This window comes from Ectopseudomonas toyotomiensis (assembly GCF_900115695.1).
Lineage (GTDB): Bacteria > Pseudomonadota > Gammaproteobacteria > Pseudomonadales > Pseudomonadaceae > Aquipseudomonas > Aquipseudomonas toyotomiensis.
This window is the reverse complement of record NZ_FOXK01000005.1, coordinates 186,411-199,891: the sequence shown is the minus strand read 5'-3', so window position 1 is coordinate 199,891 and position 13,481 is coordinate 186,411. Positions and strand designations below refer to the sequence as shown.

The following is a 13,481-nucleotide window of genomic DNA, read 5'->3' as shown; positions in this document are numbered from 1 at the left end:
GAAATGATCAACGTCGACCTGCAACAACTGGTTCAAGCCCTGGACGCCGCGAGCAAGCGCGACCTGGAGATGGCCGCCGAACGCTGCGTGGTACGCGGCGGCAACAAGATCCTCGTCGAAGACCTGCTGTTGGGCCTGCTCGAGCGCCCGGAAAGCCTGCTGGCGCGTGCCCTGCAGGATGCCGAGATCGATGCCGGCGAGCTGGCCCAGGCGCTGCAGCCGCGCGGCGAGCACAGCGAGTCGCGCAACCCCGTATTTTCTGCCGAACTGGTGCAGTGGCTGCAGGACGCCCTGTTGGTGGCCAACCTGGAGCTGGGCGCCAGCCAGATCGACCAGGCCGCGCTGATCCTCGCCCTGCTGCGCAACCCCATGCGCTACGCCGGCAGCCGTTATCAGACGCTGCTGAGCAAGCTCAATGCCGAGCGTCTGCGCGACTTCGCCCTCAGCCAGCAGCCGCAGGCCGCAGGTGGCAGGCCGGCAGCCGGTGGTGAATCCAACCTGGCGCGCTTTACCCACAACTTCACCCAGCAGGCCCGCGACGGCAAGCTCGACCCGGTGCTGTGCCGCGACGGCGCGATCCGCCAGATGGTCGATATCCTCGCCCGCCGGCGCAAGAACAACCCCATCGTGGTCGGCGAGGCCGGCGTGGGCAAGACCGCCATCGTCGAGGGCCTGGCCCTGCGCATCGCCACCGGCGAGGTGCCGCAGGTGCTCAAGGGCGTCGAGCTGCTGTGCCTGGACCTCGGCCTGCTGCAGGCCGGCGCCAGCGTCAAGGGCGAGTTCGAGCGCCGCCTGCAGGGCGTGATCGACGAGGTCAAGGCCTCGCCCAAGCCGATCATCCTGTTCATCGACGAGGCCCACACCTTGATCGGCGCTGGTGGCCAGGCCGGCAGCGGCGACGCCGCCAACCTGCTCAAGCCGGCGCTGGCACGTGGCGAGCTGCGCACCATCGCCGCCACCACTTGGAGCGAATACAAGAAGTACTTCGAGAAGGACCCGGCGCTGGCCCGTCGCTTCCAGCCGGTGCAACTGCATGAGCCGACCGTCGACGAGGCGGTGACCATTCTTCGCGGCCTGGCGCCGGTGTATGAAAAGAGCCACGGCATCTACCTGCGCGACGACGCGGTGGTCGCCGCCGCCGAGCTGTCGGCGCGCTACCTGGCTGGCCGTCAGCTACCGGACAAAGCCGTGGATGTGCTCGACACCGCCTGCGCCCGTGTGCGCATCAGCCTGGCTGCTGCGCCCGAGGCGCTGGAGCGCCTGCGCGGCGAGATTGCCGAGGGCGAGCGCCAGGGTGAGGCCATGCGCCGTGACCTGGACGCCGGCCTGGCTATCGACGGCGAAACCCTGGATACCCTGGAAAGCCGCCTGGTCGCTGCCCGCGCCGAGCTGGAGCAGGTGGAAACCCGCTGGGCCGTGCAGCGCGAGCTGGCCGAACGCCTGCTGGAGCAGCGCAAGCAATGCGCCGCCGCGCGTCTGGGTAACGATGAAGAGGCCAGCGACGAACCCCGCCCGAGCCTGGAAGAGCTGGAAGCCGAACTGCGCGCCATCCAGGCCGAGCTGGCCGCCGCCCAGGCCAGCGAGCGCCTGGTCAGCTTCGAGGTCTGCCCGCGCCTGGTGGCCGAAGTGATCAGCCATTGGACGGGCGTGCCGCTGAGCCAGCTGGCCCGTGAGCACAACACCAAGGTCATCACCTTCGCCGACGACCTGCGCCAGCGTGTACGCGGCCAGGAGCAGGCGATCCAGGCGCTGGACAAGGCCATGCGTGCCACCGCCGCCGGCCTCAACCGGGCCGATGCCCCAGTGGGTGTGTTCCTCCTGGTCGGCCCCAGCGGCGTCGGCAAGACCGAGACCGCCCTGGCCCTGGCCGACCTGCTGTACGGCGGTGAGCGCTTCCTCACCGTGATCAACATGTCCGAGTTCCAGGAAAAACACACCGTCTCGCGGCTGATCGGCGCGCCGCCCGGCTACGTCGGTTATGGCGAAGGCGGCATGCTCACTGAAGCGGTGCGGCAGAAGCCTTATTCGGTGATTCTCCTCGACGAGGTGGAGAAGGCCGACCCGGACGTGATGAACGTCTTCTACCAGATCTTCGACAAGGGCGTGGCCAACGACGGCGAAGGGCGCGAGATCAACTTCCGTAACACCCTGATCCTGATGACCAGCAACCTGGCCAGTGAACGCATCGCCAGCCTCTGTGCCGGCGGCGAGCGCCCGGCCGCCGAGGACCTGGAGCTGGCCATCCGCCCGCAGCTGAGCCAGCACTTCAAGCCGGCCCTGCTCGGCCGTATGCGCGTGGTGCCTTACTACCCGATGGACAGCGAACTGCTGCGCCAGCTGGTCGGCCTCAAGCTGGCCCGTTTCGGCGAGCGCCTGGCCCGTCGTCAGCTCGCCTTCAGTCACTGCGACGGTCTGGTCGAGCACCTGGCCGAGCGCTGCACCCATGGCGAAAGCGGCGCTCGCCTGATCGATCACCTGATCGACCAGCACCTGCAGCCACTGGTGGTCGATCGCCTGCTCGATGCCATGGCCGCTGGCGAAAGCCTGCAACGTGTGCACGCCACGCTGGATGGCGATGCGGCCGTGACCTGCGAGTTCGCCTGAGGTGCCGCCGATGTTCGCCGAAGTTCCGCAACCGCTTCGCTACGCCGAAGCCCTGCTTGGCCGCTATGCCGAACTGGCCGGCGCTGCCAGCAGTGAGCGCCTGCTCGCCAACCTGGTGCGTGCCACGGCCGAACTTGCCGACTGTGCGCTGGGCCAGCTGTATCTGCTGGACCACACCAATACCCGCCTGACCCTCTCGGCCGAGTGGCTCGACGGCCTGCTGCAACCGCGCGAGTCAGCCAGCCTGCCCAGTGACTACGACGGCGAACAGCTGCTGCAGTACTGCCTGTGCCAGAACCAGGTGCTGTGTATCGACGAACTCGACAGCGGCCTGCACAGCATCGCCTGTTTGCCGGAAGGTAGCCGTGCCTGGCGCAGCTTGCTGTGCCTGCCGCTGCATGACGGCGTTGGTCGTACTCGTGGTCTGCTGCTGGTGGCCAGCCATGAGCGGCGAATCCTGCAGGGCTTTGCCGCCTCTTTCGCCCAGCTTGGCAGTTTCGCCTTGGCTCAGCTGCAGCTGTTGCAGCGTCTACGTGCACCGGCTGTCGACGGTGCCGCCAGTGCTGCAAGCGTCTCGTCTGTTCCAGGCACGCCCTGTGCCAGCGGCTACGGTTTGCTCGGTCAGAGTCAGGCCATGCGCCGTGTCTACCAGCTGATTGGCAAGGTGCTGCACAGCCCGGTCAGTGTGCTGCTCACTGGCGAGACCGGTACCGGCAAGGAACTGGTTGCCCGCGCCATCCACGATTGCGGCGCGCGGCGCAGCAAAGCGTTCATCGTGCAGAACTGTGCGGCGCTGCCGGAGAACCTGCTGGAGAGCGAACTGTTCGGCTATCGCAAGGGTGCCTTTACCGGTGCCGACCGTGACAAGCCCGGCCTGTTCGACGCCGCTGACGGCGGCACGCTGTTCCTCGACGAGATCGGCGATATGCCGCTGACGCTGCAAGCCAAGTTATTGCGCGTGCTGCAGGAAGGCGAAGTGCGACCGCTGGGCTGCAGCGAGACGCACAAGGTCGACGTACGCATCGTCGCCGCCACCCACCAGGAACTGCGCAAGCGTGTCGAGGAAGGACGGTTCCGCGAAGACCTGTTCTACCGCCTATCGCATTTCCCCATCGAGTTACCGGCTCTGCGCGAGCGGGGTGAGGACATCCTGCTGCTCGCCCGCCACTTCGCCAGCACCGCCAGCGGCCTGCTGCAGCGCGATGCCTGCCGCTGGAGCGACGCCGCCCTGGAGCACCTGGCCGGCTACGCCTTCCCCGGCAACGTGCGCGAACTCAAGGGCCTGGTCGAGCGCGCCGTGCTGCTGTGCGAAGGTGGCGAGCTGCTGCCCGAGCATTTCAACCTGGAGCAGACGCAACACCCCGATAGCGCGCCGCTGAGCCTGCGCGAGCGCATGGACCGGCTCGAACGCAACCTGCTGCTCGACTGCCTGCGCAAGAACCGCGGCAACCAGACCAACGCCGCCAACGAGCTGGGTCTGCCACGGCGCACCCTGCTGTACCGCATGCAACGGCTGAAGATCAGCCCGAGCGAGGTCTGAGCATGCCTGCCCATCTTTCATTCACTTCCACCCAAGGAGCGCATTCCATGCTGCATCGCTATCGGACCGCCGCCCTGCTCGCGCTGGCCATTGCCCTGGCCGGCTGCACAGGCAACTACAAGTTCAGCGACGACCAATACCGCCCGCTGGGCGACCCGCAAGCCGAGAAACGCGGCCACTGACCGCAAGGAGTAGGTTCACCATGGAACTGGTATTCGATGTGGTCAGCGCGCAGCAGTTCGTGCCAGGTCTGTTGACCACCAAGACATTCAAGCAGGCCGGCGGCGTGATCGGTCGAGCCGACGAGTGCGACTGGGTGATCCCGGATCGCAAGCGCATCCTGTCCAGTCGGCATGCAGAAGTGAGCTATCGCGATGGCGCCTTCTACCTGACCGACACCAGCAGCAACGGTATCCAGCTCAAGGACAGTGGCGCCAGTCTGGCCAAGGGCAGTCCGCAGCGCATCGAGCATGGCAGCGTGTACTGCCTGGGAGACTTCGAGATCCGTGCGCGCCTGGTGCGTGACCCGGCCATGTTCGAGGGTGATATCGGTCTGCCGCAGGCCGCTGGGAGCATCATCCCCGATGACGCCTTCCTCGACCTCGACCCGATCACCGCCCTGGAACAGCAGGAGCGCGTCTACGCCGAAGTGGACGATCTGACTGCCGTACTGCGCCCAAGTACGGCCCAGGCGCAGCAGCGCGATTACGCGCAGATCGACGAGGAAAACCTGCTGGTGCCCGAGTTAGTGATGCCGACGCCCGCGCCGCAGCCGAAAGCCGCCCCGGAGCCCGAGCGCCTGCCGCCGACTTTCTGGGAGAAGTTCGCCGATGCCCTCGGCGTGCGCCTCGACGACCTCGACGACGATGCCCGCGAGGCGCTGGCGCTAAACGCCGCCAAGCTGCTCCGGCAGAGTGTTGGCAGCCTGCAGCAGGCCTTGCGTACCCGCAGCGAGCTGAAGAATGAACTGCGCCTGGCTCTTACCACCGTGCAGAGCGCCGGCAACAACCCGCTCAAACATGGCCTGGACACCAGCGAAACCCTGAGCACCCTGCTGCGTGGCGGCAAGCCCGGCCAACTGCCGGCCGAGCAGGCCATCAATCGCAGCTTCCGCGACCTGCAGGCGCACCAAGTGGCACTGCTCGCCGCCAGCCGTGCAGCCGTTCAGGGCATGTTCGAACAGTTTGCCCCGGAGCAACTGACCCTGCGTTTCGAGCGTAACGGTCGCAAGCCTTTGCTGCCGACCGATGGCGGCCGCTGGCGTGCCTATCGTCGCCTGCATGCGGCGCTGGCGCAGAACGATGACTGGAGCGATCGTCTGTTCGCCCGTGATTTTGCCAGTGCCTACGAAGAGCAGGTTCGCCTGATCGCCACCCTCAATACCGACCTTCAAGGATGAACACCATGCCTCGTCTGCTTTCCCTGGCCCTATGCGCCGCACTCCTGACTCTCGCCGGCTGCGCCGCGATGTCGCCTTACTCGACCATGACCAAGCTGGACCTGAGCCTGGCCGGCAGCGACCAGCTCAACCCGGACCTCAACGGTCGTCCTTCGCCTATCGTGATCCGCCTGATGGAGCTCAAGCACCCGGTGGCTTTCGAGAATGCCGATTTCTTCTCCCTCTACCAGCGTCCGAAAGAAGCGCTGGCGCCGGACCTGGTGACCCAGGAAGAACTGGAGCTGCGCCCGGGCGAAACCCGCGAACTGAAAGTATCGGTGCAGGAGGGCAGCCGCTATGTCGGCGTGCTCGCCGCCTATCGCGACCTGCCGGAAGCCAGCTGGCGCTACGTCATTGCCATTGACGAGCAGCAACGCAACGCAGCCAACCTGCGGCTCGACGAGCGCGGTATTCGCAACCTGGATGACGAGCAGGAGCGCAACCGATGAGCCAGCATAAAGTCGTCTGGCAAGAAGGCATGCTGCTGCGACCACAGCATTTCCAGCAGAACGATCGCTACTTCGATCACCAGCTCAAGGTGCGTACGCAGAAACTGGACAGCTACGCCTGGGGGTTCTTCGAACTGGAGATCGACCGCCAGTTTCTCAACATGGGCAAGCTGGTGGTGAGCAAGGCCAGTGGGGTGCTGCCTGACGGCAGTCTGTTCGACCTCGGTGCCGAGCGCGAGCCGTTGGGCCTGGACGTACCGCCGAACACTGGCAACACCCCCGTCTACCTGGCGCTGCCGCTGGTCACCGGTAACCACATCGAGAGCCGTCGCCCGGACCAGCGCGACGTGCTGGCGCGCTACGTCGCCTTCGACGAGGAAGTAGCCGACTGCAACGCCGGCGACAGCAGCGTCAGCCAGGTCAGCACCGGTCGCCCGGACTTCCGCCTGCTGCTTGGCGAGCAGCAGAGCGACCAGGGCTACGTGAAGATGAAGCTGTGCGAAGTGTTGGACACCACACCGGACGGGGTGATCAGCCTCGACCCGGAATTCAGCCCCACCTATGTCAATTTCCAGGCCTCCGGCTACTTGCTGAGCTGCCTCAAGGAAGTGATCAGCATGCTCGCTCACCGTGGCGACATACTCGCCGAGCGTATCCGCGCCACCGGCAAGGTCGGCGGCGCCGAGGTTGGCGACTTCATGATGCTGCAGCTGATCAACCGCTACGAACCGATCCTGCGCCACCACCTGGGCGTCGAACAGGTGCACCCGGAGCAGATCTACCGCGAACTGGTCGGCCTGCTCGGAGAGCTGGCCACCTTTTCCAGCGAGACCAAGCGTCCGCGCCTGGAAGGCCGCTATCTGCACAGCGACCAGGGCATGAGTTTCCGCAAGCTGATGGATGCGATTCGCCAGGTGTTGTCGATGGTGCTCGAGCAGCACGCCATCGAGATGCTCCTGCAGCAGCGCCAGTACGGCATCCAGGTGTCGCCGCTGCACGACCACAAGCTGCTCGGCACCTCCAGCTTCGTCCTCGCCGCCAGCGCCCAGTGCGATTCCGAAGAGCTGCGCCAGCGCCTGCCCGCGCACCTCAAGGTTGGCCCGGTGGAGCGCATCCGCCAACTGGTCAACCTGCACCTGCCGGGGATCAAGGTCAAACCGCTGCCAGTGGCGCCGCGGCAGATCCCCTTCCATTCGGGCAAGACCTACTTCGCCTTGGAGCTCAGCTCCGAGGAACTGGCGCAGCTGGAACGCTCCGGCGGCTTCGCCTTCCACGTGTCCGGCGAATTCACCGGGCTTGAGCTGAAATTCTGGGCGATCAGGAACTGACCATGACAACCAAGGAAATGGAATACGGCCAGGATGACAAGACGGTCATCCTCAACCGCAAGGGCGAAGCCCGCGCCGAAAGCCCGCTGACCGATTTCAGCGCGCCACCGAAATTCGAGCAGCTTGAGGAGCGCATGATCTTCGCCGCGCGCCTGCGTCCGGCGGAGAGCTTCAACATCAGCCTCAACCCGCTGGTGGCGGCAGCCTCCACGCTGCTCTCGGAAGTGGTGCGGCTCAAGCACAGCTTCGAAAGCGAGGACATGGATGCGCTCAACCAGCGCCTGACCCGCGAGATCAAGCTGTTCGAGCACCGTGCTCTGCACGATGGCGCCGAAAGCAGCCAGGTGATGGCCGCACGCTACGTGCTGTGCACCGTGGTCGACGAAGCGGTGGTGACCACGCCCTGGGGCAACGAGAGCCAGTGGTCGCAGATGAGCCTGTTGTCCTCGTTCCACAACGAGACCTTCGGTGGCGAGAAGTTCTTCCAGCTGCTCGAGCGCCTGTCGCGCAACCCGGTCAAGCACCTGCCGATGCTGGAACTGATGTACCTGTGCCTGTCGCTCGGTTTCGAGGGTAAGTACCGCGTGCTGCAGCGCGGCATGCTCGAACTGGAAGCGGTGCGCGACAGCCTCTACCGACAGATCCGCCAGTTGCGCGGCGATGTGCCGCGTGAAGTCTCGCCGCATTGGCAGGGCCTCAAGGACACCCGCCGACGCCTGGTGCGCATCGTGCCCTGGTGGTTGGTAGCGCTGTTCACCCTGATGTGCCTGGTGATGATGTATGGCGGCTTCGCCTGGGTATTGGGCGAGCAGCGCGACACAGTGCTCAAGCCGTATCAGCAACTCGACCCGGCCTCGGGTGTCAGCATGGATGACGTGAAATGAAGAGCTTCTTCGCCAAACTTGGCGCCTTTTTCCGCAAGACCTGGGTCTGGAGCCTGCTGCTGGTTCTGATTCTCGCGTTGCTGGTGTGGTTCGTCGGCCCGCTGCTGGCCGTCAGTGACTACAAGTTCTGGGAGTCGGCCACCAGCCGTCTGCTGACCATCAGCCTGCTGTTCCTGCTCTGGGGCCTGGGCATGGTATTCGCCAGCTGGCGCGCCACCGCGCGCAAGAAGGCCGAGGAAAGTGACGCCGACGCCCAGGAGCGCCTGCGTCGCGAGGAGCAGATCAGCGAAGAGCAGAACGAACTGCGTCATCGCTTCAAGGACGCCCTGCGCACCCTCAAGCGCTCCAGTCTGTACCGCGGGCGCAGCGAGAAGTGGCGCAACGACCTGCCCTGGTACCTGCTGCTCGGCCCGCAGGGCAGTGGCAAGACCAGCCTGCTGGATTTCTCCGGCCTGGACTTCCCGCTCAACCGCGGCGAGAGCCAGCGCCTGACCAAGGACGTTTCCGGCACCCGCTACGCCGACTGGTACTTCGCCGACCATGCGGTGCTGATCGATACTGCCGGGCGCTACCTGACCCAGCCTGACGCGCAGGTCGACGGCCGCGCCTGGGGCACCTTGTTGGGCTTGCTGCGCCAGCGCCGTGCGCGCCCGCTCAATGGTGTGCTGGTGAGCATTCCGGTCGAGCAGTTGCAGGGCGGTAGCGAAGTGGAGCTGGAAACTCTGGCCCGTCAGACCCGCCAGCGCCTGCACGAGATCCACCAGCGCCTGGGCGCCGATGTGCCGGTCTATCTGGTGCTGAGCAAGGCTGACAAGGTGCTGGGCTTCGACGAGTTCTTCGACCAGCTGTCACGCGAAGAAAGCGAGCAGGTGCTCGGCGCCAGCTTCCGCAAGGAGCAGAACGCCAGCGATGTGGGCGTCGTACGCCAGGAGTTCGAAGAACTGCTGCGCCGCCTCAACAGCCAGGTGATCCTGCGCATGCACCAGGAGCGCGACACCCAGCGCCGTGGCCGCATCCTCGACTTCCCACACCAGCTCGGCCAGATCGGCGAGCGCCTGTGTCTGTTCATCGAACTGGCCTTCGCCGGCAACCGCTACCAGCGGGCCAGCAAGTTGCGCGGCTTTTACCTGACCAGTGCACCGCAGTTGAACGAACAGCTCGACCCGCTGACCGCCGGCATCGGCCGCAACCTCGGCCTGGCCGACAGCGCCCTGCCGACCTTCCGTAGCGGTCGTGCACGGTTCATCAATCATCTGCTCAGCCGGGTGATCTTCCCCGAGGCCGAATTGGCCGGCCTGGACCAGAAGGAGGTGCGTCGCATCGACTGGGGTCAGCGTGCCATGTACGCCACCGCCTTCGCCGTGCTGGCGCTGTTCGGTGTGCTCTGGGCCAGCGGCTTCTCGGCCAACCACGGCCGACTGGAAGAGCTGCGCGAGATCGCCCAGAAGCTTACCCGCGAGCATGGTTCGATCAATGCGCAGGACGATGCCCTGCAAACCCTCAAGGCGCTGGACAGCAGCTACGCCGCGACCCTGGTGTTCCCGCCCAAGGGCGAGGTGTCCTACCTACAGCGTACCGGCCTGTTCCAGGGTGAGGCCGTCAATCCTCCGGTGTATTCGACCTATCGCGCCGAGTTGGAAAACCTGCTGCTGCCGCGCGTGGCCCGTCAACTGGAAGCACAGATCCGCGCCAACCTCAGCGACCGCGAGCGTCTGCTCGGTAGCCTGCGTGCCTACCTGATGCTCAACCTGGAAGAACGTCGCGATGCCGACTTCCTCAAGGAATGGGTCGCCGCCGACTGGTCTCTGCGATATGCCGGCAACAGCCCGGCGCAGCATGGTCTCAATACCCATTTCGCGCGTCTGCTCGATGAGCCCTTCGCGCCTTACGCGCTCAACGCCCAGCTGGTTGCCCAGGCACGTCAGGTGCTGCGCAGCGAGTCGCTGGCCAACGTGGTCTACCGCATGCTGCGGGAACAGGCGCGCAATCTGCCGGAGTACCGTCTGAGCCAGAAACTTGGCCCGCAGGGTGGGCTGATCAGTGGCAGCGACTACGCCATTCCCGGCTTCTACACCCAGAACGGCTACAGCAAGACTTTCACCGCTCAGGGCGGCAATCTGGTGCGCGAGATTCTGCGTGACAACTGGGTGCTGGGCGAAGGCGAAACCCTCAGCGCAGGGGACCTGGGTCGCCTGATGGTGGAGCTGGAGCAACTGTACTTCCGCGATTACGGCAACTATTGGGGCGAGGCCATCGCTCAGCTTGGCCTGGAACCGATCGGTAGTGCCGGTCGCGGTGCTGCCCTGCTTAACGGCCTGACCGCTGCCAACTCGCCGCTGCTGCAGTTGCTGGTGGAAGTGCGTGACAACACCCGCTTCAAGGGGCTGGCTGAGGCAGCTGATGATGCTGGTGCCGCCGCCGAAGCGCTGGAAGGCGCCAAGGGCAAGTTGGGCAAAGCTGCCAAGCTGGCCAGTGCCGCCGCTGAACAGGCGCAGCAGGCGCTGGCCAAGAACACCCCGGATACGGCGCGCAAGACGCTGGAACGCCGCTTCGAGAGCTTGCACAAGCTACTCGACGATAGCGGCGGTGCCGGTGTCGACCTGGCGGCCAGCCTGCAGGCTCTGGACGAGCTGCAACGCCAGTTGGCCAGCCTGGCCAATGCCGGCGCCAGCGACCAGGCTGCATTCGAGATGGCCAAGGCACGCATGGGCGGCAAGCGTGATGCGATCAACCAGGTACGCACTGCCGCCGCGCGCCTGCCGCAGCCCATTGGCAACTGGTTGGCGCTATTGGCCGAGGACAGCTGGACGCTGGTGCTCAATGACGCCTACCACTTCCTCAACCAGCGCTACCAGAGCGAGCTATACGCCGCCTACGACAACTCGCTGAAACAGCGTTACCCCTTCACCGCGCACAGCGAAAGCGACGTGGCGGTGGCTGACTTCCGCGAGTTCTTCAAGGCGCAGGGCATCGCCGAGCGCTTCTTCGACCAGTACCTGCGCCCCTTCGTCAGTGGCAGCGCCGACGAATACCGCCTGCGCCGAGTCGATGGCCGCGGCCTGCCGCTGTCGCGCGAGTTCCTCCTGCAGATGAGTCGCGCCCAGGTGATCCGCCGCAGCTTCTTCGCCGAGAACCCGGCTGAGCCGCAGGTGCTGTTCAAGCTCGAGCCCTACTCGCTGGACTCCAGCCTGAGTCGCGCCGACTTCCGCTTCGGCAAGCAGCAGCTGGAATACCGCCACGGCCCGATCGTTGCCACGTCTTTCCGCTGGCCAGCGGCGAGCGAGGAGGATCGCACCAGCCTGGTGGTCGAAGAGCTTGGCGGTCGTCGCGTCGGCATCGAGAAGAACACCGGTCCCTGGTCGCTGTTCCGCCTGCTCGACCTGATGGACGTGGACTACCACAGCGGTCGAGACGTGCTGATCCTCAAGGCCAACCTGGGCGGTCTGCACGCCAACTACCTGCTGCACAGTCAGCGCTCGCCGAACCCGTTCGACATCGGCCTGCTGCGCAGCTTCAAGCTGCCGGCGACGCTCTGATGACTGCAGTCGCCAGCGCCTGGCGCAGCGCCGCGCGCACCGACACCGGCAAGGTGCGCGCGCGCAACGAGGACGCCTTCCTGGCCCTGCCCGAGCAGGGCCTGTGGGTGGTGGCCGACGGTATGGGCGGGCATCAGAACGGTGCCCTGGCCAGCCGTCTGATCGTCGAGCATCTGGCCGAGCTGCCGGAAGGCAGCCTCGCCCAGCGGCTGGTGGAGTTGCGCCAGGCGCTGCACCGGCTCAACCATCGGCTCGGCCAGGAGCTGACCGTCACCGCCGATCGCCCGGACACGGTGATCGGCAGCACCGTAGTCGCCCTGTTGCTCGAGGAGGACCGCGCCGCCTGCGTCTGGGCCGGTGACAGCCGCTGCTACCTGTGGCGCGGCGCGCGGCTGTATCAGCTCAGTCGCGACCATTCACTGGTGCAGCAACTGATCGACGAGCAGGGCCTGACGCCGCAGGAGGCCGCGCGCCATCCGGCGGCGCATGCCCTGACCCGTGCCATCGGCGCCAGCGAAACCCTGCAACTGGACATCCTCGAACTCGACGTGCTGCCTGGCGATGTCTTCCTGCTGTGCAGTGACGGCCTCTATCAGGGCGTTTCCGCCGACGAGCTGGGTGCCTGCCTCAACCTGCCCTCACCGCACCTGGCCGTGGAGCGCCTGTTCCAGCGTGTGCTCGACGGCCCGGCCCGTGACAACCTCAGTGCCGTGGTGATCCGCCAATGATCGAAGCCGCCGAAGCCAGCGACCTCACCTACTTCGCCCTGGCCGCCACCGCGGCCAAGGAACCTGTGCGCGAAACGCCGCGCCAGGCGCCGGGCGAGCTGCCCGATGTGCTTGGTGGGCGCTACAAGATCGAGCGCCTGCTCGGCGTTGGAGGCATGGGGGCGGTATATCGCGCGCGCGATCTGCTGCGCGAACAGTTCGGCGACCCCGAGCCCTATGTCGCGCTGAAGACTCTCAGCGACGACTTCGCCGAGTACCCGGACGCCAACGCACTGCTCTACAGCGAGTTCGCCCTCACCTCGCGGCTCAACCACCGGCATGTGGTGCGCCTGTTCGGCTTCGAAGTGGACACTGCCTGCGAGCGCGCCTTCATCACCCTGGAGCTGATGCGCGGCCTGACCCTGGATCAGTTGCTCTGCGAACGCCCGGAGGGGCTGCCCTGGGAGGAACTGCGCGATATCGCCATCCCCCTGCTCGACGCCCTCGCCTATTCCCACGAACTGGGTGTGCTGCACGGTGACCTGAAGCCCAGCAATGTGATGTTGGCCGACGACGGCCTGCGCCTGTTCGATTATGGTCTGGGCCAGCCTGTGGAGGGCTTGCTGCCTGGTCTGCCACGCCTGTGTCGCAACCGTATTGCCGCTTGGACACCGCGTTACGCCGCGCTGGAGCTGCTCGAAGGCGCCGCGCTGTCGGCTGCTGCCGACGTTTATGCGGTGGCTTGTGTGCTGGTCGAGCTGGCCAGCGGACAACACCCGTTCCGTCGGCTCAGTGCAAAGCAGGCCAGGAGCATGGAACTGGACAGGCAACTGCAACGCCCGGCGCAGGTTCCGCTGCACTGCTGGCAGGCCCTGCGCACTGCGCTGGCCTTTGAGGAAAGCCAGCGGCAGATCGGCTGCAGCGAGCTACTCGATGCGTTTTGCCGGCCACCGGCTTCGCGTTTGCGCCGCTGGCTGGGCAAGAAGGCATAACAG

General features: G+C 65.9%; 10 protein-coding genes. All 10 read left to right on the top strand.

The annotated features are described in order from the left end of the window. The first annotated feature begins 3 nt into the window (after nucleotides 1–3). The 10 genes from tssH to BM186_RS11860 are packed head-to-tail and all read left to right on the top strand — an operon-like array spanning nucleotide 4 to nucleotide 13,478. A complete protein-coding gene (gene tssH / locus BM186_RS11905; protein ID WP_074915493.1) occupies nucleotides 4–2,604 on the top strand; it encodes a type VI secretion system ATPase TssH in 2,601 nt (866 codons plus the stop codon). A 10-nt stretch (nucleotides 2,605–2,614) separates the two neighbouring features. Then, nucleotides 2,615–4,144, top strand: coding sequence for a sigma-54-dependent Fis family transcriptional regulator (locus BM186_RS11900; protein WP_074915491.1), 1,530 nt, complete (start codon nucleotides 2,615–2,617; stop codon nucleotides 4,142–4,144). 47 nt (nucleotides 4,145–4,191) lie between these two features. Beyond that, nucleotides 4,192–4,326, top strand: coding sequence for a hypothetical protein (locus BM186_RS11895; protein ID WP_017676356.1), 135 nt, complete (start codon nucleotides 4,192–4,194; stop codon nucleotides 4,324–4,326). A gap of 20 nt (nucleotides 4,327–4,346) precedes the next feature. Next, complete coding sequence (gene tagH, locus BM186_RS11890; protein ID WP_074915489.1) at nucleotides 4,347–5,543, top strand: type VI secretion system-associated FHA domain protein TagH; 1,197 nt, start codon at nucleotides 4,347–4,349, stop codon at nucleotides 5,541–5,543. Between the two features lie 5 nt (nucleotides 5,544–5,548). Beyond that, complete coding sequence (gene tssJ, locus BM186_RS11885; RefSeq protein ID WP_021487503.1) at nucleotides 5,549–6,031, top strand: type VI secretion system lipoprotein TssJ; 483 nt, start codon at nucleotides 5,549–5,551, stop codon at nucleotides 6,029–6,031. Next, nucleotides 6,028–7,359, top strand: a complete 1,332-nt coding sequence (gene tssK / locus BM186_RS11880) for a type VI secretion system baseplate subunit TssK (protein WP_021487504.1) — start codon at nucleotides 6,028–6,030, stop codon at nucleotides 7,357–7,359. Before tssJ ends, tssK begins: the two co-directional genes overlap by 4 nt. A gap of 2 nt (nucleotides 7,360–7,361) precedes the next feature. Next, nucleotides 7,362–8,243, top strand: coding sequence for a type IVB secretion system protein IcmH/DotU (icmH, locus tag BM186_RS11875; RefSeq protein WP_017676360.1), 882 nt, complete (start codon nucleotides 7,362–7,364; stop codon nucleotides 8,241–8,243). Beyond that, nucleotides 8,240–11,779: a type VI secretion system membrane subunit TssM gene (gene tssM, locus BM186_RS11870; protein WP_074915487.1), complete on the top strand. Its 3,540-nt coding sequence runs from the start codon at nucleotides 8,240–8,242 to the stop codon at nucleotides 11,777–11,779. Before icmH ends, tssM begins: the two co-directional genes overlap by 4 nt. Further along, nucleotides 11,779–12,507 (top strand): PP2C family protein-serine/threonine phosphatase, encoded by a 729-nt coding sequence (locus BM186_RS11865; protein WP_017676362.1) that lies wholly within the window; start codon nucleotides 11,779–11,781, stop codon nucleotides 12,505–12,507. The genes tssM and BM186_RS11865 overlap by 1 nt, the downstream gene beginning before the upstream one ends. Further along, nucleotides 12,504–13,478: a serine/threonine-protein kinase gene (locus BM186_RS11860; RefSeq protein WP_174892476.1), complete on the top strand. Its 975-nt coding sequence runs from the start codon at nucleotides 12,504–12,506 to the stop codon at nucleotides 13,476–13,478. The genes BM186_RS11865 and BM186_RS11860 overlap by 4 nt, the downstream gene beginning before the upstream one ends. Nucleotides 13,479–13,481 lie beyond the last annotated feature (3 nt).

Bases quoted from the DNA above. Each gene is read 5' to 3' on its own strand.
- tagH (WP_074915489.1), top strand. From the start codon at position 4,347: ATGGAACTGGTATTCGATGTGGTCAGCGCGCAGCAGTTCGTGCCAGGT.
- icmH (WP_017676360.1), top strand. From the start codon at position 7,362: ATGACAACCAAGGAAATGGAATACGGCCAGGATGACAAGACGGTCATC.
- tssK (WP_021487504.1), top strand. From the start codon at position 6,028: ATGAGCCAGCATAAAGTCGTCTGGCAAGAAGGCATGCTGCTGCGACCA.
- BM186_RS11895 (WP_017676356.1), top strand. From the start codon at position 4,192: ATGCTGCATCGCTATCGGACCGCCGCCCTGCTCGCGCTGGCCATTGCC.
- BM186_RS11900 (WP_074915491.1), top strand. From the start codon at position 2,615: ATGTTCGCCGAAGTTCCGCAACCGCTTCGCTACGCCGAAGCCCTGCTT.
- BM186_RS11865 (WP_017676362.1), top strand. From the start codon at position 11,779: ATGACTGCAGTCGCCAGCGCCTGGCGCAGCGCCGCGCGCACCGACACC.
- tssM (WP_074915487.1), top strand. From the start codon at position 8,240: ATGAAGAGCTTCTTCGCCAAACTTGGCGCCTTTTTCCGCAAGACCTGG.
- tssH (WP_074915493.1), top strand. From the start codon at position 4: ATGATCAACGTCGACCTGCAACAACTGGTTCAAGCCCTGGACGCCGCG.
- tssJ (WP_021487503.1), top strand. From the start codon at position 5,549: ATGCCTCGTCTGCTTTCCCTGGCCCTATGCGCCGCACTCCTGACTCTC.
- BM186_RS11860 (WP_174892476.1), top strand. From the start codon at position 12,504: ATGATCGAAGCCGCCGAAGCCAGCGACCTCACCTACTTCGCCCTGGCC.